The sequence below is a fragment of the Facklamia sp. P12932 genome (assembly GCF_050409545.1).
Lineage (GTDB): Bacteria > Bacillota > Bacilli > Lactobacillales > Aerococcaceae > Facklamia.
Genome location: NZ_JBNUPG010000004.1, coordinates 127370 through 148152 on the forward strand (window position 1 = coordinate 127370; position 20783 = coordinate 148152).

The 20783-nt window shown below is 35.7% G+C and carries 19 protein-coding genes; 15 read left to right on the forward strand and 4 right to left on the reverse strand.

Annotation, left to right across the window (positions count from 1 at the left end):
• Positions 1-6: 6 nt before the first annotated feature.
• On the forward strand, positions 7-1920 hold the full coding sequence (gene selB, locus ACQV2P_RS03130) for a selenocysteine-specific translation elongation factor (RefSeq protein ID WP_428872809.1): 1914 nt from the start codon (positions 7-9) through the stop codon (positions 1918-1920).
• Positions 1920-3305: an L-seryl-tRNA(Sec) selenium transferase gene (selA, locus tag ACQV2P_RS03135; RefSeq protein ID WP_428894620.1), complete on the forward strand. Its 1386-nt coding sequence runs from the start codon at positions 1920-1922 to the stop codon at positions 3303-3305. The genes selB and selA overlap by 1 nt, the downstream gene beginning before the upstream one ends.
• A gap of 204 nt (positions 3306-3509) precedes the next feature.
• Here the strand turns inward: selA and ACQV2P_RS03140 are convergent, their stop codons facing one another.
• Positions 3510-4754, reverse strand: coding sequence for a glycosyltransferase family 4 protein (locus ACQV2P_RS03140; protein WP_428872811.1), 1245 nt, complete (start codon positions 4752-4754; stop codon positions 3510-3512).
• Between the two features lie 263 nt (positions 4755-5017).
• Between ACQV2P_RS03140 and grdA the strand changes: the two genes are divergently transcribed.
• The 3 genes from grdA to grdD all read left to right on the forward strand — a co-directional run bounded on the left by grdA (position 5018) and on the right by grdD (position 8357).
• Complete coding sequence (grdA, locus tag ACQV2P_RS03145; protein WP_258435592.1) at positions 5018-5491, forward strand: glycine/sarcosine/betaine reductase complex selenoprotein A; 474 nt, start codon at positions 5018-5020, stop codon at positions 5489-5491.
• A 148-nt stretch (positions 5492-5639) separates the two neighbouring features.
• Positions 5640-7187 (forward strand): glycine/sarcosine/betaine reductase complex component C subunit beta, encoded by a 1548-nt coding sequence (gene grdC, locus ACQV2P_RS03150; RefSeq protein WP_428875758.1) that lies wholly within the window; start codon positions 5640-5642, stop codon positions 7185-7187.
• Between the two features lie 15 nt (positions 7188-7202).
• Positions 7203-8357, forward strand: a complete 1155-nt coding sequence (gene grdD / locus ACQV2P_RS03155) for a glycine/sarcosine/betaine reductase complex component C subunit alpha (RefSeq protein ID WP_428894621.1) — start codon at positions 7203-7205, stop codon at positions 8355-8357.
• A gap of 684 nt (positions 8358-9041) precedes the next feature.
• On the opposite strand, the gene ACQV2P_RS03160 is transcribed toward grdD, so the two are convergent.
• Both ACQV2P_RS03160 and ACQV2P_RS03165 read right to left on the reverse strand, forming a co-directional pair.
• On the reverse strand, positions 9042-9572 hold the full coding sequence (locus tag ACQV2P_RS03160) for a hypothetical protein (RefSeq protein WP_428881684.1): 531 nt from the start codon (positions 9570-9572) through the stop codon (positions 9042-9044).
• Positions 9573-9678: 106 nt separating this feature from the next.
• Entirely contained in the window at positions 9679-9906 is a 228-nt protein-coding gene (locus tag ACQV2P_RS03165) for a DUF3343 domain-containing protein (RefSeq protein WP_428872815.1), read from the reverse strand.
• Between the two features lie 204 nt (positions 9907-10110).
• Between ACQV2P_RS03165 and ACQV2P_RS03170 the strand changes: the two genes are divergently transcribed.
• The 10 genes from ACQV2P_RS03170 to ACQV2P_RS03215 all read left to right on the forward strand — a co-directional run bounded on the left by ACQV2P_RS03170 (position 10111) and on the right by ACQV2P_RS03215 (position 19992).
• Positions 10111-10626 (forward strand): SGNH/GDSL hydrolase family protein, encoded by a 516-nt coding sequence (locus tag ACQV2P_RS03170; RefSeq protein ID WP_428872816.1) that lies wholly within the window; start codon positions 10111-10113, stop codon positions 10624-10626.
• A gap of 300 nt (positions 10627-10926) precedes the next feature.
• Positions 10927-11325: a GrdX family protein gene (locus ACQV2P_RS03175; protein ID WP_428894622.1), complete on the forward strand. Its 399-nt coding sequence runs from the start codon at positions 10927-10929 to the stop codon at positions 11323-11325.
• Positions 11326-11361: 36 nt separating this feature from the next.
• A complete protein-coding gene (locus ACQV2P_RS03180) occupies positions 11362-12648 on the forward strand; it encodes a glycine/sarcosine/betaine reductase component B subunit (RefSeq protein WP_428894623.1) in 1287 nt (428 codons plus the stop codon).
• A 23-nt stretch (positions 12649-12671) separates the two neighbouring features.
• On the forward strand, positions 12672-13973 hold the full coding sequence (gene grdB, locus ACQV2P_RS03185; protein ID WP_428874630.1) for a glycine reductase complex selenoprotein B: 1302 nt from the start codon (positions 12672-12674) through the stop codon (positions 13971-13973).
• Between the two features lie 701 nt (positions 13974-14674).
• Positions 14675-15529, forward strand: a complete 855-nt coding sequence (locus ACQV2P_RS03190) for a glutathione S-transferase C-terminal domain-containing protein (RefSeq protein WP_428894624.1) — start codon at positions 14675-14677, stop codon at positions 15527-15529.
• A gap of 111 nt (positions 15530-15640) precedes the next feature.
• A complete protein-coding gene (locus ACQV2P_RS03195) occupies positions 15641-16171 on the forward strand; it encodes an NADPH-dependent FMN reductase (protein ID WP_428872823.1) in 531 nt (176 codons plus the stop codon).
• A gap of 189 nt (positions 16172-16360) precedes the next feature.
• Positions 16361-16564 (forward strand): cold-shock protein, encoded by a 204-nt coding sequence (locus ACQV2P_RS03200; RefSeq protein ID WP_258435605.1) that lies wholly within the window; start codon positions 16361-16363, stop codon positions 16562-16564.
• 197 nt (positions 16565-16761) lie between these two features.
• A complete protein-coding gene (gene nagE, locus ACQV2P_RS03205) occupies positions 16762-18246 on the forward strand; it encodes an N-acetylglucosamine-specific PTS transporter subunit IIBC (protein ID WP_428894625.1) in 1485 nt (494 codons plus the stop codon).
• 134 nt (positions 18247-18380) lie between these two features.
• A complete protein-coding gene (locus ACQV2P_RS03210) occupies positions 18381-19316 on the forward strand; it encodes an AEC family transporter (RefSeq protein WP_428872826.1) in 936 nt (311 codons plus the stop codon).
• Between the two features lie 10 nt (positions 19317-19326).
• Entirely contained in the window at positions 19327-19992 is a 666-nt protein-coding gene (locus tag ACQV2P_RS03215) for a YggS family pyridoxal phosphate-dependent enzyme (RefSeq protein ID WP_428875756.1), read from the forward strand.
• Positions 19993-20057: 65 nt separating this feature from the next.
• Here ACQV2P_RS03215 and lepB read toward each other — a convergent pair whose 3' ends face one another.
• A complete protein-coding gene (gene lepB, locus ACQV2P_RS03220) occupies positions 20058-20564 on the reverse strand; it encodes a signal peptidase I (protein WP_428872828.1) in 507 nt (168 codons plus the stop codon).
• Between the last annotated feature and the right edge of the window lie 219 nt (positions 20565-20783).

Here is a 20783-nt window from a genome sequence, read left to right on the forward strand (position 1 = left end):
TACTTAATGAAAAATGTCGTTTTAGGAACGGCAGGCCATATTGATCATGGAAAGACCACGCTCATCAAAGCCTTAACAGGTATCGAAACAGATACTTCTAAGGAAGAGAAGCAGCGTGGCCTTTCTATCAATTTAGGCTTTGCTTATATTGATTTAAATAATGGGGAACGAGTTGGTATAGTAGATGTTCCCGGACACGAAAAGTTCATCAAAAACATGTTAGCAGGTGCGGCCGGTATTGATCTAGTAATGCTAGTGATTGATGTGAACGAAGGCATAATGCCGCAAACTAAAGAACATGTTTCTGTCCTTAACTTGTTAGGTATTAAAGATTTCATCATTGTCTTAACAAAGGTAGCGGATGCAGATGAAGAGCTTAAACTACTAGTTTACGAAGATATTCGTGAACAATTTGAAGGAACGCCATTGGAAGACGCACCTATCGTTGAAACGGACGCTATTTCAGGTATTGGTATTGAAAAAGTAAAGGCCTTACTGGCTGAAAAGGTTGAGAAGATTCAACGGGATAACGAATCCTTACCGGCACGCTTAAATGTTGATCGCGCTTTTTCTGTTAAAGGATTTGGGACTGTCGTAACAGGCACTCTAATTGATGGTTCTATTCGAGTAGGTGACGATTTAACGATTTATCCATCTGGCATACCAACTCGGATCCGTACAATTCAAATTCACGAACAAGATCAAGAAGAGGCGCATGCTGGCAATCGGACCGCTATCAACTTAACCAAGGTCGACCTTGATCAAATTGGTCGTGGCGATGTCCTAAGTGCAGCGCCTTTAGAGTCTTCATATATGTTGGACACCAAGGTGCAATGTCTTAAAGATGCCAGCCAACCGATGGAACTTTGGGATAGAGTACATGTGCATATTGGAACGCGTGAAGTTATTGGTAGACTTGTACCCTTAGGCGTTGAAAAAGTTCAACCGGGACAGACAGCTTTTATGCAAATACGTTTAGAAGAACAAATTGCTGTAAAGAAAGGCGATCGTTTTATTTTAAGAAATTATTCACCTGTAATTACAATCGGAGGGGGCGAGGTTCTCGATCCTACCCCTAAGAAACATAAACGTTACAATCAAGATGTCATTGAGTCATTAGAAGTACTAGAATCAGGCACTATGTCAGATGTGTTATTGGATTTCTTATCCCATCGTTCTGCCGGCTTTACATCCATTAAAGAAATGGCTGACTATCTGAATGAAGAAATGCGTACAATTGAAGGATATGTGAAAGAGATGGTCGAAGCCGGCGACTTAATGAAATTTGGCCAGTTCTATATGGCCCGAGTTTCATTTGATGCCATTCAAAAAGAAATGGAAGAAACATTATCAGAATTTCACCAGGTGAATAATATGATTGCTGGTATGTCCTTAGAAGAATTCCGTTCACGCTTTAATAAAATTGCACCTAAGGAGCTGAATGCAATCATTCAAACCATAGTTGGTCAGGGCCACTTTGTAATTGAGGGCGATTTAATTCGCTTAGTTGACCACTCGATTGCTATTACGCCAGCTCAAGCGAAAGCAAGAAAAGCTATTGAAGCAAAATTAGCTGAAACCCCTTTCGCACCGCCACTTTTTGAAGAAGTGGTTGGTAAAGATAAAAACATGCGAGAAGTTTATAGGTTGATGCGTAAACAAAATGAATTTTACCGTTTGGATAAGCAAACTGAGATTCACGTTTCTTACTATAATGAAGCGCTCAAAAGGTTGAGAGATTTCCTTAAAGAACATGATACAATTGCCTTGGCAGATTTTAGAAACCTTTTAGGAACTAGTCGTAAATACACTCTCTTACTGTTAGAGGATTTCGATAAGCGTGGGATAACCATAAGAAATGAGGATGTACGTGTAATGAACCCTAAATATCTGCAAAAGATTGAGGAGGCTTTCATTTAATGAAACATTTATTATCATCACTACCAAAAGTTGATAGAGTTCTACAAGATGAACGTATTAGAAAATGGACCGAAAAATTAGATCCAGCTTATGTTAAAGAAAGTATTCAAAAACAAATTGACTTTATCAGGCAAGGTGTCTTAAGTGGGGAGATTACTGAGGCTAGTTCATTAGAGTTTGAAAGTGTGATAAAACATATTGAAGAAGCTTTAGCTAAAAGACTGAATCCCTCTCTTAAACCAGTAATTAATGCCACCGGAACAGTTTTACATACCAATTTAGGACGGGCGCCTTTATCTCAAACAGTTATTGATGCTCTTGTTGATTTAGGGCCCAATTACTCCAACTTAGAGTATGATTTAGAAGAGGGCAGACGTGGCTCTAGATACACTCACTTAAAAGATGTATTGAAACAAATAACAGGTGCAGAGGATGCGTTAGTAGTTAATAATAATGCTGCAGCAGTACTTTTAATGCTTTCAGCCCTAACAGAAGCTAAAGAAGTGGTTATATCTCGTGGTGAGTTGGTTGAAATTGGCGGCTCATTTAGGATACCTGATGTGATAACCCGTGGAGGAGCCCTGCTCCATGAAGTAGGATCTACTAACAAAACACACCTTAGTGATTATAAGGCTGCTATCAATGAAGAGACCGGAGCTTTGTTAAGAGTCCATACATCCAATTATCATTTAGTTGGCTTTACTGAAAAAGTGGATGATCAAGAACTAGTAGACTTGGCTCATGAACACAGTCTTCTTGCATTAAACGATTTAGGTTCAGGCCTATTTATGGATATGCAAACATTTGGTCTGCCTTATGAACCAACGGTTCAAGAAGCCATTCAAGCGGGATACGATGTAGTAACTTTCTCTGGCGATAAGTTACTAGGTGGGCCGCAAGCAGGGGTTATAGTTGGTAAAAAAGAATTGTTAGATAAGATGCGTGCCCACCCATTAACTCGTGCCTTACGAACTGACAAGCTAACGCTTGCAGCCTTGGAAGTGACCATGCGACAATATTTAAATCCTGAACTGGCCTTTAGCAAAATACCAGTCTTACAAATGATTAGCCAAGATCGTGAACAATTACTTAAAAAGGCTCAAAAATTCCAACAAGCCATTGGGGAATTAGCCGGTTCTTGGCAAGTAGATTTGATAGAAGGACAATCGCAAGTAGGGGGAGGATCATACCCTGGATCAACACTATCAACCATCTTGGTTCAAGTCGACCACCAAAAGTTGTCGGCAAGTCAAATTGAATCTTACCTAAGGAGTCAAGATAAGCCAGTTATAGCACGTGTTCAGCAAAATCATGTACAATTTGATGTTCGCACACTTTCTTTAGCAGACATGGAGCAAATCATTAGTTATTTAAAACAATTGTAAATAAAAGAATAAGGTTTAAGATTGAAGACCAAGAGGCGACAACATAAATTACGCCAACACCCAGTAAAAATCCGTCCCCGCTGTGGTAACAGTGTTAGGGACGGATTTTTGTCATGTATAATAAAAAGAAAACGGGTGATTTCCATGACGTCAGTCAATGCAGACAGTAAACATTTGAAGGGTTTTTGCCTGCAGTCTTAAAGTTTATGCTTTATCTTTTTCTTTAAATAAGAAGTTTATGCAATGATATTGTTTATCTATTAAACGTTCCCATGAGTATTGCATTATTAAATCATATATATGAGGATCGATGGCTTGTTGCGACTGTAATCGATTTATTTGTAAAATAATAGATTGACTTAAGTTTGCAATAAATTCTGGGATATCTTCTTGATGTGCTTTATCTTGGTCAACAATGCGTGGAAGCGGAACATATTCAATCCATTGAGATTGGTTAATCTCATCAGCTAAGAAATTCTTTAAAGGGGCTAATTCAGAAACTACTGTACGCAAACCACAAGCCATGGCTTCTAAACAAATAGTTGCTAAACCTTCATAATATGATGGCAGAATAAAAATATCAGATTTTTTCATCCAACTGGCTAATTCTAATTGAGGAAGTGCTGAAAGAAAGTGAATATCTTCTATTCCATAAGAAGAGACAATTGTTTTTAATTCTTTAATTTCACTAGGATCGCCGTTACCAATTAGTAACAGTTGGCTTTGAGGAAAAGATTTTTTGACTTTTTCAAAAGCTAGAACTAATTCAAAGACACCCTTAGAACGAGTGATTTTACCAGCATAGATTAAATTTATTGAAGACTGCTTAGACTTTCGTGAACCTTCTAGATTAAAAATGGCAGAATTAAAACCATTGCCGGTAACTATAATTTTTTCAGCATCAATTTGAAACTCCTCGATTAAATTGTCACGATCATCTTGAGTTAAAGAAAAAATCAAAGCCAGCCGGTTCATATTACCCAAATAGCGTGTTTTTAAATGAGGGTGGCGTCTAGCTTGCCGAATATCCGTCCCATGACTGATACCAATCACCGGAATTTCAGGAAAAGTATCTAGCACCAAAGAAGTTAAGTACCAAAGATGATGGGTTAAGATAATATCCGGTTGAAATTCTTCTTTTGCTTGCATTAATCTTTTAATAAAAGCTTGTTGCCATTGTTCAGTCTGCTGATCTGTTAATTGAGAATAAATAGAATTTTGATAAGGCATCACATCTGACATACCGACAATTGAGAAGGGGAGTTCATTGGATTGGAAATGAACAGGGTAACAATTATCTGTTTGCAATAATTCTTTAAAAGGGGGTTGAGTGGCGTAGATAATGCCATTATCTATGCCTTTATCTTTTAAGCCCGTGATTAAATTTTGAAAATAAATGCCAGAACCTGTTTGAGCAGGTAGCTGGGCTAAAACATGTAAGACCTTCATGGAAAAACCTCCTAAATCTGTCATTATTATAGCTTAAAATTGATACACATGCTTATTAAAAAATTATTTATTATAAATTTAAATAAATGCTTAAAGCTTGCTGTTAAAGTGTTTTTGGAGGGTGGATTTAGTGAATAATGAATAAAACGTAATCGTTTATAAATTGGTTTGACAAATATGAAAGCTAGGGTTATACTACAGTCATAGTAGTGATATATTGTTGTTGCGAACATTTTATTTCGAATATCTTAGGAGGTAACATTATGTCAATGGATAATAAAAAATTATTGATCATTGGAGACCGTGACGGTATTCCAGGACAAGCAATCGAAGCTAGTTTAGAAGGTAAACCAGTTGAGATTTTAATGTCATCAACAGAGTGCTTCGTTTGAACGGCTGCAGGAGCCATGGATTTGGAAAACCAACGTCGTATTAAAGAAGCTGCTGAAAAACACGGTGCAGAAAATCTTGTTGTAATCTTAGGTGGGGCTGAAGCAGAATCTGCTGGTCTAGCAGCTGAAACAGTTACCAACGGAGACCCAACTTATGCGGGTGCTTTAACAAACACACCTCTAGGTTTAGCTGTATACCATGCAACTGAACCTGAGTTCAAAGAATACGCTGATCCAGACATTTACGATGAACAAATCGGTATGATGGAAATGGTATTAGATGTTGATTCAATCGCTGAAGAAATGAAATCAATTCGCGATCAATTTTCTAAATATTCAGTATAATTTTTAAAAATTATATCTAAAAGGAGGGCCAGTAAAAGCAGTTTGCTTATGCTGGCTTTTTTATTCAGAGAGTTCTAAAGACTTGCTTTTTTAACAGATATGTGAAATAATATACAATATAAACTAACCATAAAAAAGGAGAATGCAAATGACTCTTCCAGTATTGAAAGGTGCAGCTTATACTCTAGCACATACACCTAATATGTTAATTCATAATGGTACGACTCAAACCACTGAGCGCATCACCACTCCAGATTCTGAATATCTTAAGAATCTAGATAAACATTTACGTAGTTACGAAGAGGTTCTAACAGACCCTAATAACCAAACGTATATTAATAATATGCATTATTCTGAATTGAAAAAAATTGAAGAACCACGTTTCAAAACTAAAGCTGAAGGTGGACGTTACTCAAAACGTGGCGAAATTATGCCAGAGATTGAATTTTACGGACTACTTTCAATCGTAGACGTATTTGACTTAGTATATCTTGAAGAAGGATTTGCTGCTAAGGTAAAAGAAGTTATGGCAGAAAATGAAATCTTTAAAGATGATGTGGACAAGATTAAAAACACCGAATCGGCTGAATGGTTACAAAAACATATCGATGAGTATGAAGCTGAGGGACTATATTATGAAGGTGAATTAGTCGGCGTGGTTTCACGTGCCCACGATATTGACCCTAACTTAAATGCTCATATCATGCTAGAAAACTTAGTTAACAAAGCTTCAGGTGTTTTATCTTTACGCCACTTATTACGAGATACTGAAGATATCAATGCTGAAGACATTGAATATGTGATTGAGGCATCAGAAGAAGCAATCGGTGACATGAACCAGCGTGGTGGGGGTAACATGGCTAAAGCTATTGCAGAGCTTTGCGGTCTAAAAAATGCTTCAGGATCTGACTTACGTGCTTTCTGTGGGGCACCAACACATGCCTTGATCAGTGCAGCTTCATTAGTAAGAGCTGGAACATATAAAGCAGTAGCGGTTGTTGCCGGAGGTTCTACTGCTAAATTAGGTATGAATGGTAAATCTCATTATGAAAAAGATATGCCATTATTAGAGGATTCAGTAGCTGGTGTGGCCTACTTAATTTCTCAAAACGATGGAAAGAGCCCAGTGATCCGTACAGATGTTACTGGACGTCATACTGTTTCATCTGGTTCTTCACCTCAAGCGGTTATGACTGCTTTGGTAGGAGATCCTTTAGATAAAGCAGGCTTAACTATTCCAGATGTTGACATTTTCTCAGTTGAAATGCAAAACCCAGATATTACTAAATCTGCTGGTGCTGGAGATGTGCCAACTGCTAACCTTAAGATGATTGGTGCGGTAGGAGTATTACGTAAAGAATTAGAACGTGCTGATTTAGCTAACTTTGTTGCAGAAAAAGGAATTCCTGGTTGGGCACCAACTCAAGGTCATATTCCTTCAGGAGCTCCTTACCTAGGATTCGCTTATGACGATATGACAAGTGATTCAGGTATTAATCGGGCAATGATCGTTGGTAAGGGTTCATTATTCTTAGGACGTATGACTAACTTATTTGACGGGGTATCAATAATTATTGAACGTAACTCAGGAGAAGTTGAAACAGCTGTTGACGGCGACTTGAAAGAAGTTGTTAAAGCAGAAGTTGCTAAGGCATTACGCCAATTTGCTGAAAACTTTTCATCAGAAGAAGAATAGAGGTGAGCAATACGCATGTCTAACCAAGTGAATCAAGCAATTAAAGATGTTATAAACGAATTAGCTCATACGTTAGAGAGCGGTCAAGTTGGACCATCTATTAAGATTGGTCTAACCATCAATGGCTCTGAACTAGGGTTTGATGTTATGCGTGAAGCAGCTGCTCTGGCAAAATCAGAAGGTCTATTTGAAGTCGTTCTGATTGGTGAAAAATTAGACTGGACTGAAGAATACGAACATTATGAAGCTAATGATGAATCAGCGGTTGAAGAAACGCTTGAAAAATTATTAAATGATGGAACTATTCATGGGGCAGTAACACTTCACCATACATTCCCGATTGGTGTATCAACTGTAGGCCGTGTAATTTCACCTGCTTTAGGGCGTGAAATGTTCATTGCTACAACTACTGGTACTACAGCTACTGTCCGTACAGAAGCAATGGTCTTAAACGCTATTAATGGTATCGCAGTGGCTAAAGCCAAAGGAATTCAAAACCCAACAGTTGGAATTGTGAACGTTGACGGAGCTAATACTGTTGAACGTGCTTTAAGACAATTACAAGAAAAAGGCTATGATATTACATTTGGCGAGTCTGCTCGTTCAGATGGTGGCGTAGTTTTACGTGGTAATGACTTGTTATTGGGCTCTGCAGACGTAATGGTTTGTGATTCTTTAACAGGTAATATCTTAATGAAACTATTCGGATCATACACTTCAGGTGGTACTTACGAAACAACTGGATTCGGATATGGTCCAGGTGTTGGAGATGGATACGACCATATTATTAATATCGTATCACGTGCTTCAGGAGCACCTGTTATTGCCAATGCATTAAAATATGCTTTCCAAATGGCTAAAGGTAAATTAACGACTGTAGCTAAGCAAGAATATGAATCTGCTAAAAAAGCAGGTCTTAAGGATGTTCGTGAAGGACTTCAACCTAAGGCTACTGTAGTTGAGGAAGAAATTAAAGCACCAGCTAAAGAAGTAGTTACAGCTCAAATTAACGGAATTGATGTATTAGACCTTGAAGATGCTGTTAAAGCATTATGGAAAGAAGGTATTTACGCTGAATCAGGGATGGGATGTTCAGGTCCTATCGTAATGATTAGTGGCGCAAATGCTAAGAAAGCCAATGAAATTGTTAAAGAAAAAGGCTATATGTAATCACTTTACATAAGTAATTAAAACGGGACTGAGCAAAAAGTCCTAAAAACAGTGGCGAATCATTAAACATGAGATTCGCCACTGTTTTTGTCGTTTAATGAATAAGAATAGTGAATAACAAGCCCAAAATGTCGGGAAGTTTGTAAATAGTGGGGTGATTGTGTGAGATTCATAGTCATTGTAAGGAGACTCCGGTTATTTTTTATCCCTTTTCTCCCCTGAGCTTTATTCTTCGCACAATAAAATTGCGACCAAATACTATCTCAGCATCAAACTAGGATTGAGCGTAAATGTTAGGAATGCTAATCAGCATCGGCTTCTAGCTTCGTGCCATCAGTAAATAAACTTTATCTTGGAAGAGATGGTGGTCATTTAAGACGAAAGTACCGACTGATTAATGGCGCTTCCTGATCCATAGGAATATCAAAGTTTAAATGAAGTAGAATAATATATTTAGCTACGGTTTAATTTTTATCCATAAAAGCCCCTTTTTATTGGCATCCTAGCTGTTAATTACTATTATGTATAGTATGCAAGAATTATTATTTTAATCAAAACAGCAAAAATCAGCGAGCCTAAGCACTCTGGCTCGCTGATTTTTATGTTGTATTGAGGACTTTTAGCCCAGTCTCCCAGACTGAAGCCAGGGTCTCGATTAAGTTATCCTCAAATGAGGTTTAAGCTTTATTCGAGTAATTCTTTAAGTTTTTCTTCTAAATAGTCCTTAAGCTTTTTACCTTCTATGAGTACCGTTTCGAAATCTGTGAAATCAATACCAAGTTTGAAGAAATTAATTGTCAGTGTATCACCATCAATTTGATCCACGATGTCGTATGCAGGAACAAAATTAATTTTTATTTCTTCATACTTTGTGTCTCCTGAAAAAGTTTCTTTCATTTCATCGACATTTAAAGTTTTAACAGTAGGGAGGGTGAGTTCGACATTTCCAGGATCATCAGCAAAGAATTTGTTGGATTGATAGAATTCTAATTCTTTTTTAGTTGCTTCATTGACTGGTTCATAGTTAATAACGGCCGATAAAACTTTTCTTACTGAGTTTGAATCGAATCCCTCAGTATAGATAACTTCCATTTCTGGACGATTGGCTATATCTAAAAAGTAAGAATCGGTTAATTTTTCACGACGAGCAGCTGTTTGCCAAAAGAAGTCCATTAATTCGATGGTTTCAAAATTAATTTTAATCGTTTTTAACATGTTCATTCTCCTTAATTAACAATTTACACCCATAATTATAACAGATATAAGAACTGAATAAATAGCTGATACTAGAAAATAGATATACTTTGTAAAAAATCTGAAGCTATAAGATTTCTACTTGTTTCAAATTTATATTATTTTTTTCAGCAACCGTTAGTAACACTTCCTTTAAATGAGGTTCAGATCTCCAAGACATTCCACAACCTGCTGAAAGTTCTCGAGGAATCATAACCAGACGACCTTTAATATTAGCGGCTTTAAATTGTGCTTCAGCAGCTATGGCATCAGTTGTAGAATCAAATGTTAAATACAAATATTTATTTTTAGTCATATTAAACCTTCTTTCTAAAACAATAAGATAGCTTAATGTTTCTAACTGATATTAATTATAATGGATAATTATTTATAATTCTAACAATTTAAGTTAAATAATACTAATAAACCCATAAACATGTGATCTTGTTCACAAAATTATAATGATGTTATAATAAGATTATATGAATCGGTAACTTAGGAAATTCAAAATGGAGGAAATATGAAAAAGCTTATATTTTTAGGACATTCTATTCTCTCATTTTATAAGAAAGAAAGTATGGGAGACTGGAAGATTATTAACGTATCTAAACAAGGTATTATTGCTAAAGAGGGCCTGCAGATGGCTAAAAAAATTGCTAATGAATTAGTTGAAAGTGATGCAGTTCTTATTATGTTTGGAATTAATGAACTTTATTATCAAATGAAAAAAGAGTCTATTATTACCTATTTGACACAATTATTAGTTTTTATTAGTGAATTGAACCCTAAAATAAGAATAGTCCTTTCTGAAATTATTCAAACCGATGAAACCGAAAGGCTAAAACCAGAAAAAATCACTTGGGTAAATCAAGAACTTAGAAAACTATCAAAAAGATTTCAAATAAAATTATTAACATGGGAACGAGTTTATGACTCAAACGGTAAGATTTCGGATAGATATACTATTGATGGTATCCACTTAACGAAAGAAGGCTATGCAATTTTTGAAGATAACTTACTCCAATTGTTAAATTAGAGTCTAAATCACTCACATTTTACCAGTTATCTATTCCAATATATTGTTCACTAATCTAATAAAACTTTTTTAAACTTGTTAGAGTTTTAGGTGATTTTTATATTGATTTTATAAACAGAACACATTTGGAAAATATACTTTATTGGGGAATTTTGTTGTAAATTTTTTTTGTTTTTGTTATAATGTTCACAAGAACTAAGGAGAGTGCGGCCAAGTTTTGGCTTTGTTCTTAACATTTAGAAAAGTCCGATGTAATCGTTCTTAGTTAAATGGCAAGCACTGGCGTCTAGAGGTGAAACCATGAAAATCATATCGAATAATCCAAAAGTGAATGAAACTATCGACCAATGTCCAATCATTTTTATTGATGGGAACTATGGTGATGTTCTTTATGAGACTAAAAAGCTCGTTATTAATGAACATTATGTGTTGTTGACTCATCCACTGAGTGGTTCAATCAAACCGAACGAAACTTTCTACAAATCAATAATTATCACTACTACTAAACAATCACAAATCGATCTAGAAAGTCTCGAGATAATTGAACAAGCCATCGCAGTTTATGAAAAATTCATCAAGGACCGAGCAACTCCAAATTGGCTAGATTCAGTCTTGGAGGATTTTGCCACGATCGATTTAGATTTAATGGAGAGTACCCTTCAGCGTATTCATTTTTCACCAGAATTACGCTTTAACTAACTCCTGAATTTAGAAAATAACAATAGAGGTGATTGAATGAAACTTGAATTAGGTAAAATTCAAATTAACGATGTAAAACTTGCAGATTCATCTAAAGTAGAAAGCAATGTTTTATACATCAATGAAGAAGAAATTAAAAATATCGTTTTAGAAGACGATCATATTGCTAATGTTTCAATCGAAATTGCAAAACCTGGTGAGTCAGTACGTATTACACCTATTAAAGATGTTATTGAGCCACGCGGTAAAGTAGATTCAACATCAGAAGTTTTCCCAGGTGTAGTCAGCAAAGTTGATCGCGTTGGGGAAGGCCGTACTCATGTATTAAAAGGTTGTGCGGTCGCTACAGTTGGTAAAATTGTAGGATTTCAAGAAGGTATTGTTGATATGCAAGGGCCTGGTGCTGAATTAACACCATTCTCCCAATTAATCAACATCTGTTTAGTGGTTGAGCCAGCTGAAGGTGTAAAAACATACGCTTATGAGCAAGCAGTTCGTGAAGCTGGATTGAAAGTTGCTAAGCATTTAGGAACATTAGCTGCAGCAACAGAAGCAGACGAAGTGGTAACTTATGAAACAAAACCACTATTGGAACAAATTTCAGAATATCCTGATCTTCCAAAAGTTGGTTATGTATACATGTTACAAACTCAAGGGTTATTACATGATACTTATGTTTATGGAACTGATGCTAAGCATATTGTTCCTTCAATTTTATATCCTACAGAAGTAATGGATGGAGCAGTTATTTCTGGTAACTGTGTGTCTGCATGTGATAAGAATACTACTTACCACCACTTAAACAATCCGATCATTGAGGATCTTTATGAGCGTCATGGTAAAGATATCAACTTTATGGGAGTTATCATCACAAACGAAGCTGTATATTTAAATGATAAGAAACGTTCATCTGATTGGACATCTAAATTATGTTCATTCCTAGGTTTAGATGGTGTAATTGTTTCTCAAGAAGGATTCGGTAACCCTGATACTGACTTGATCATGAATACTAAGAAGATTGAAGCTGAAGGCGTTAAAACAGTAATTGTTACTGATGAGTACGCTGGACGCGATGGAGCTTCTCAAGGATTAGCAGACGCTGATAAATCTGCAAACGCAGTTGTAACAGGTGGAAATGCCAATGAAGTAGTTGTTTTACCTCCAATGGATAAAGTTATCGGAACATTAGATTATGTTGATACAATTGCCGGCGGATTTGACGGAAGCTTACGTGAAAATGGCGAAATTGAAGTTGAAATTCAAGCAATTACTGGTGCTACAAACGAATTAGGCTTCAACAAACGCACAGCTCGTGGCGTATAATTATTAAATAAGGAGGTAAAACCATGACAAAAAAACGTGTAGTTCATTACATTAATCAATTCTACGCTGGTATCGGTGGAGAAGAAAAAGCTGATACAAAACCATTCAAACAAGATGGTGTTGTAGGACCAGGTGTTGGAATCAATGGTGCAATTGCTGAAAATGGAGAAATCGTTGGAACTGTGGTATGTGGTGACTCATACTTTAATGAAAATACAGATGCTATTAATGAAGTAATCGAAATGATTAAGTCATTTGAACCAGATTTAGTAATCACTGGACCTGCATTTAACGCTGGACGATACGGTGTAGCTGCTGGAGCTGTTGCAACTGCAGTTATGCAAGAATTGAATGTACCAGCTGTTGCCGGTATGTATGAAGAGAACCCTGGTGTTGACATGTATAAGAAAGTTCCTTACATTGTTAAGACTGGTAACTCTGCTGCAACAATGCGTAAAGCAATTCCTGCAATTGCAAATGTTGTTAACAAAATCTTGACAGACCAAGAATTAGACCCAATTACTGACGAATACTTTGAGCGTCACCGTAAAAACTTCTTTACAGAAGATCGCGGTTCTAAACGTGCAGTGGATATGTTAGTTAAGAAATTAGCTGGTGAAGAATTCACTACTGAATTCCCAATGCCTGATTTTGATAATGTAGAACCAGGAAAAGCAATTAAAGACTTAACCAAAGCTAAAATTGCGATTGTTACTTCAGGTGGTATTGTTCCATTTGGTAACCCTGACCATATTGAATCCTCTTCAGCTTCTAAATATGGTCGTTATGACATTTCTGGTGTTGAAGACCTTAAAGAAGGCGAATATGAAACAGCTCACGGTGGTTATGACCCGGTTTATGCTAATCAAGATTCAGATCGTGTTATTCCAGTGGATGTTTTACGTGAAAAAGAACGTAATGGAGAAATTGGCGAATTACATAACTATTTCTATACTACTGTAGGTAATGGTACTTCAGTTGCATCATCAAAAGCATTTGCTTCTGAAATTGCTAAGGACTTAGTAGACCATAATGTAGATGCAGTTATTCTAACCTCCACTTGAGGTACTTGTACTCGTTGCGGAGCAACAATGGTAAAAGAAATCGAAAAAACAGGTTTACCTGTAGTACATATGGCAACTGTAACACCTATCTCATTAACAGTAGGTGCTAACCGTATCGTTCCTGCAATTGCTATTCCTCACCCACTAGGTAATCCTTCATTATCAATGGAAGAAGAATACAAATTACGCACTCACTTAGTAGACAAAGCTTTGAAAGCTTTAACTACCGAAGTTACAGAACAAACTGTTTTTGAAGACTAATTAATCTTCATTATAAAGGGGCTAGGATAAAAGGTTTTCTCAGTCGCCTCAAAACTTACAGCGAGCCTAGATTGGAAAGTTACTTTCCAATCTAGGCTCGCTGCTTTGCGTATTTACGTAGATTATAGAACCGAAAAAGTCCGATTAACGATTGTATCGTTGACCGGACTTTCTTTAAGGTTTTTGTCCCAACCCATTTTGAAACAATAGGAGTTATGAGGATTTTAATAGATGCTTGTCCTGTGAAGGCTGAAGCCATTCAAATAGCTCAGCTTATAAGATTAAGGTCTTTGTTATAACGACAATAGATTATTTTTTAAATAGAATATATGATTCTGATTTGGCAGAGACCATCTATATTGAAGCAGCTGCAGATACAATTAATTATTTTTTCCCAATGCTAAAAAGCTAATATTATAATTACTCAAGATTATGGCATAACTTCTTTATTATTTTCAAAATATCGCGTGAATTATCATTCTGACAGATTATATATTGAATATAATAGAGACCATCTTTTCTTCAAAAGACATTTAGGACAAAATGTGGAAAGCTGGTAAAAGAATCAAGGGGCCTAGCAAGTATAATCCAATGGATTGTAAAGAATTTATTTATAATCTTGCCAATTCAATTACGAATAGTGAGCATTAAATTCTAAAGAAGAGTATGAGACTGCTATAATGAGACAAAGGAGTGATTTTATGCCAAAAGTATATAAAGAAGATTTTGCTTATCCAGTAGAAGCAAATCGTTATCGTCTTGCGTTTAGTTTTCCATGTCCTTATGCTCAAAGGGCTGATATTGCTAGAAGATTACTAGGTTTGGATAAAGTAGTTAGTCTAGCTATCGCTAGTCCAATAAAAACTAGTAAAGTATGGGATTTTTCTAATGAAACTGGAGGCAAAGATGCGGTTTTAGAAGTTGAATATGTTTCGGAACTTTATAAAAATACTGATCCAGAATATGAGGGTCCTTTTTCTGTACCTGCATTAATTGATATTAAAACTAAGACAGTGGTTAACTCTGAGTCACTAGATATTTTAAGAGACTTTACAACCCGTTTTAAACCTTTTCATGCTGACAATGCTCCAGATCTTTATCCAGAAAATTTGAGATCAGAGATTGATAGTTGGATCCAAAAAATAATTGATGAAGTATTGGGAGGAGCAAATCGTGCGGGATATACTCGCTCTCAAGAAGAATTTGATCAAAATGCAGAGGCTTACTTTAAAGTATTAGCCGAGTTAGATCAACATTTCGCTGAGAATCAGTTTTTATTAGGTGATCAATTGACTGAAGCCGATTTAATATTATATACCCCTTTAATCCGTCATGATTTACTTTATATGCCAATCTATGGCTTATTCCATCATTCATTGCGCGATTACCCTAATTTATGGCGCTATATGAAACAACTTTATCAAATGCCAGCCTTCAAAGCCACTACTAGCTTTAGAGACTATCAAATTGGACAATATTCTGGAAGAACAGGACGTATTTTTTTCCGCAGAGAAGTAGTTCCAATGCTACCAGATCTTTCACATTGGGAGAAATAAAATATAAAAAAATTAACTATTCCTCTTGCTTTTATTCCGAATTCGAGATAAAATACATATGTTCAGTAAATTAACTACTAGAACAAATACATATAAAAAGGATGATTAAATATGACTAAACTAGGTGTAATTGTAGGATCAACTCGGAAAAATTCTTTTTCTAAACAATGGGCAGATAATATTGTGACTTTATACCCTGAGGGAACAGAAGTAGAGTTTTTAGATATTGCAAACTTACCTCTTTATAACCAAGATTTGGATGAAAATTCACCACAAGCCTACACTGATTTCCGTGAAGCAGTGAAACGCCAAGATCTGATTTTATTCGTAACTCCAGAGCATAACCGTACAATCTCAGCAGCATTAAAAAATGCATTAGACGTTGCTTCTCGTCCATGGGGACAATCTGTATGGAATGGCAAACCAGCTTTAATTGCGTCCCATTCAATTTCTGCTATGGGTGGTTCAATAGCCAATAAAGATTTGGTTAAGATTCTTTCATTTTTAAATATGCCAACAGTAGGACAACCTGAGGTTATGTTACCAAGTTCAGCTAATTTATTGAACGATGGTAAAGCTCCTCAAGATACCTTAGACTTCTTACAAACTGCTGTAGATGCACACTTAAATTTATTAAAATAAGTTCGTTTTTCGAATTATAAAGTATGAAGGATAGTAGTGATTGACTAATATGACTAATTACAGTATACTTAATTGAGTAGAGAGTAATAAAATATTTAAAAGCTTAATTCATTATCATAATTAATCCTTTTCTTTATCTTATGTAACATCTGCAAAAAAATCGCGCTCAGCGCAAGGAGGATTTCATTTATGAATAATGGAACAGTAAAATGGTTTAACTCAGAAAAAGGTTTTGGCTTTATTGAACAAGAAAATGGTGAAGATGTATTCGTGCATTTCTCAGCTATTAATAACGAAGGCTTCAAGACTTTAGAAGAGGGCCAAAAAGTAACTTTTGATGTTGAATCAGGAGAACGTGGCTTACAAGCTAGTAATGTGTCAGTTGTAGCATAATCTTAAATATAAACATTCAAACGACAAACCAAAAGTTTGTCGTTTCTTTTTTTGCTAGATTTTAGAAGAGATCGTTAAAAAAATTAGCCCAACACCTCCTTTTAGTGTGAACACTAAAATGTAAATTTACATTTATGATTGTAAACGCTTCGAAATTGAGGTATATTATATATGATAAATAAAAAGGAGTGAAAAATATGTATCCATATTTACAAAGACTGGGACGTTCATTAATGTTACCAGTTGCGGTATTACCTGTTGCTGCCTTAATGCTAGGGATCGGCTATGCAATTGACTCTCAAGGCGGGAACCAGTTCAGTGCTTTATTGGTGACTGCTGGAGATACCATTCTCAGTAACTTAGGCATTCTATTTGCTTTGGGTGTTGCTTTAGGCATGTCTAACGATCGAGATGGGTCAAGTGCCTTATCAGGTTTAGTCGCATTTTTAATGGTTACTACATTACTGAAACCGGATAAATTAACAGATATTGTCAATATTCCTTTAGAAGAATTATCCTATTCTTTTGAAAAAATAGATAATGCTTTTATCGGAATTATATCCGGTCTTACCGCTTCATCACTTTATAATAAATTCTCAAAAACTAGATTACCTGATGCACTTGCTTTCTTCTCTGGGCGTCGAATGGTTCCCATTTTGACTTCAATTGTTATGATTTTTGTTTCAGGATTATTATATTTTATCTGGCCACCTGTTTATGAAGGACTAGTAGGCTTTGGAGAATGGATTTCAGGGATGGGCTGGTTTGGAGCAGCCTTATATGGTTTCTTCAACCGCCTACTAATTCCTACCGGTTTACACCATGCTTTAAATGCTGTTTTCTGGTTCGACTTAATAGGTATTAATGATATCGGTAATTTCTGGGCATCTGTAGGTGAAAAGGGTGTTACAGGAATGTATCAAGCTGGCTTCTTCCCGGTTATGATGTTTGGTTTACCAGCTGCTGGTTTAGCGATCTATCGTAAGGCTGATCCTCGCTACCGTAAAGAAGTAGGGTCCTTATACTTAGCAGGCGCAGTCACAGCTTTTGTTACAGGTGTTACTGAACCCATTGAATTTTCGTTTATGTTTATAGCCCCAGTTCTTTATTTTGCTCATGCTATTTTATCAATGCTATCTTTAGGATTTGCTGCCTTTATGCAATGGACAGCTGGTTTTGGCTTTTCTGCCGGAGCAATCGACTTTATTTTATCTTCACAAATTCCAATAGCGAACAAGCCCTTTATGTTAATATTACAAGGCTTAGTTTTCGCCGGTCTATATTATTTGGTCTTCTCTTTCTTAATTGAAAAATTGGATATTGCTTCACCAGGAAGAAAAGGTCCTTTGTCTTTAGACTTTGATGCTGGAAGTGGGCGAAAAGGTTCATTACCTGAAAAGGATTCTAAAGAATTAAAGGATTCAAAAGCCGAAAAAGAATACCAACAAGCTCGCCGCATTCTTGAAGCTTTAGGTGGTAAAGACAATATTGAAAACTTTACCAATTGCGCGACACGACTTCGCTTGAATGTTAAAGACACCTCAGTAATTGACCAAGAAAAAATAAAATCTTCTGGCGCTGCGGGTGTTAAGATCATGGGAGAAAATGCAGCCCACGTAATTATTGGAACGAATGTTCAATTTGTGGCAGATGCTTTACATGATGTTATGGACGAAGAATAATAAGTTAGATATAAATTGAGTAGGAGGCTAGCCATTAGTTGACTAGCCTCCTACTTGATTGGTAGTACTTCCTTCAGGGGATAAGTTGAGTTATAATAATATCTAGTAAAATGTTATGAAAGATTGAGGGAGATATGGATTTAGCACTCATCATTTTTAAGCAATTAATTATACTGATTTCCATAGCGGTGATTGGGTTTAGTTTAGTTAAAAAAGAACTTCTGACGCAAACGACCATTAGTCAATTGAATACGGTAATTGTTAAATATTTGACCCCTTTGATAATTATCGAAGCTTTTTTTAAGCCGATTCAGCAAGACCTTATGACTCAGTTTTTCTTAGCAATGATTATTTATATTATTTTTCTGTTAATGAGGATCTATGTAGGGCATTGGTATTTTGGGAAAAATGAGGATGGGGTATCCAAGTTTGCAACAGTCTTTGGTAATGTTGGTTTTATTGGTATTCCTCTGACCTTAGCAGTTTTCGAACCTTCCTATGTCATGATTACCACAGGCTTATTTCTAGTTACAAATTTCTTTTCTTGGACACTTGGTTTAAAAATGATTAGAGCCAAAGAAAAAGAACCAAAAATAACATTCTCTGCTCGTCCAATTCTGTTTGCTTTTCTGATAGGAGTAGTCATTCAAGTTTTTAAGATCTCTGTTCCATCGGTTGTATCCGAAGGGATTCATCAATTAAATCAGGTTTATTCCCCGATTGCTATGATTATTCTAGGTGCTTATTTTGAAGACATTGCTACTTTATCTGACTATCTTGATTGGAAATTGTGGAAAATAGCTAGCATAAAGCTTATTATTTGGCCTTTAATTAATTTGATTATGCTATTGTTCATCCCTGGTTTAACCTTTGAAAGTTTTTTTATTTTAGTAATGATACTAGCTGGACCTTCTGCTATGATGACAGCTCTTTTAAGTCAAATTGTAGGTGGTGATTATTTAAGTGGAGCAAAAATTGTTTTACTGACAACAATGTGTTCACTTGTTACCATTCCTTTAATACTCAATTTAGCTACATGGCTTTTTGAAAACTATTATCTATTTTCTTAGGAGGAATCACGTGGATAAAAAATTATTAGCAACCAATTTAGCAAGTGTACTCGAAGACATTTCGACCTATCCGACTCATATGGTGGCGATTACTAAATTTGTGGATGCTGAAACGACGAGAGAGTTATATAATTTAGGCGTTCGAGATATGGGCGAAAATCGCTCGGATAAATTCTTAGCAAAACTAGAAGCTTTGAATGATATTGCATCAGAAATTACTTGGCACTTTGTTGGTCACCTCCAATCTCGTCAAGTGAAATTGATTATTAATCAGATCGATTATTTACATTCACTGGATCGATTATCATTAGCCAAAGAAATTCAAAAAAGAGCAGATCGGACAGTAAAATGCTTTCTACAAGTCAATGTTTCAGGTGAAGAGACGAAAGGCGGATTTGATCCGGATCGTGTCATAGAGGCGGTAGAAGCCATTAAAGACTATAACAAAATTGAAATAGTCGGTTTAATGACGATGGCGCCGATTGATGCCAGCGAAACGGAACTTCATCATTATTTTGCCGAATTAAAAGAATTACAAGTATTAATACTTGGCAAGAATTATCCATGGGCTCCTTGTGGAGAGCTAAGTATGGGGATGTCACGGGACTATCGCATCGCCTTAGAAGAAGGAGCGACTTACATTCGAGTGGGCAGTGCCTTGTATGATCAAAAATAAATATTTTTAAAGAGGAGTTTAAACGATCGTTTAAACTCCTCTTTATTATGATTATTATATTTCGGTTAGAAGGTAGTTAGTTTGTCAAAAGGAAAGAGGATTATTTTAATTTCTGAAAGTAGATTTTTTTCAGGTATTAAACCGATTTTTCTTGAATCTACCGAACTTTTACGATTATCGCCTAAGCAATATAAGTAACCTTCTGGGATCGAATCAACTTTAAGATCCTGTGTTACTTGGTCTGTTAAATAGGGCTCATCAATTTTTTCACCATTGATATAAAGTATATTATCAATATATTCAATGGTATCTCCCGGAAGGCCAATAACTCTCTTAATATATTTTTTCTTTTTTTCCGGAACGTTAAATACTACTATATCAAAACGGTCAATCTTAGTAATTTGACTTCCTATAACGATATCGTTTTGTTCAAAGGTATTCATCATAGAAGCTCCTTCAACTTTATAAACACTGAAGATAAAAAGTCTTAGCATCATTAGGACGATAAAGAGTGAAATAAACCACTTATTATCTCTTACTAAAGACTGGATTGTATTCATTTCAATTCTCATTATATGTCTCCTTACATTCCATAAATCACGAAAACATTTTTTAATAATTATGCAAATAGAACTAAGTTATGAATAAAAAATTTTATAAGAAAAAGATTTAAATAAAGGTAATAGCTTTTCTTCTATTCTTTCTTCATAGCATATTTTGAAACTAATTGTAAAAAATATCCATTCTCTAAAGTTATTTCTGATTTAGTAGGTGTTACATTGAGTAGAATG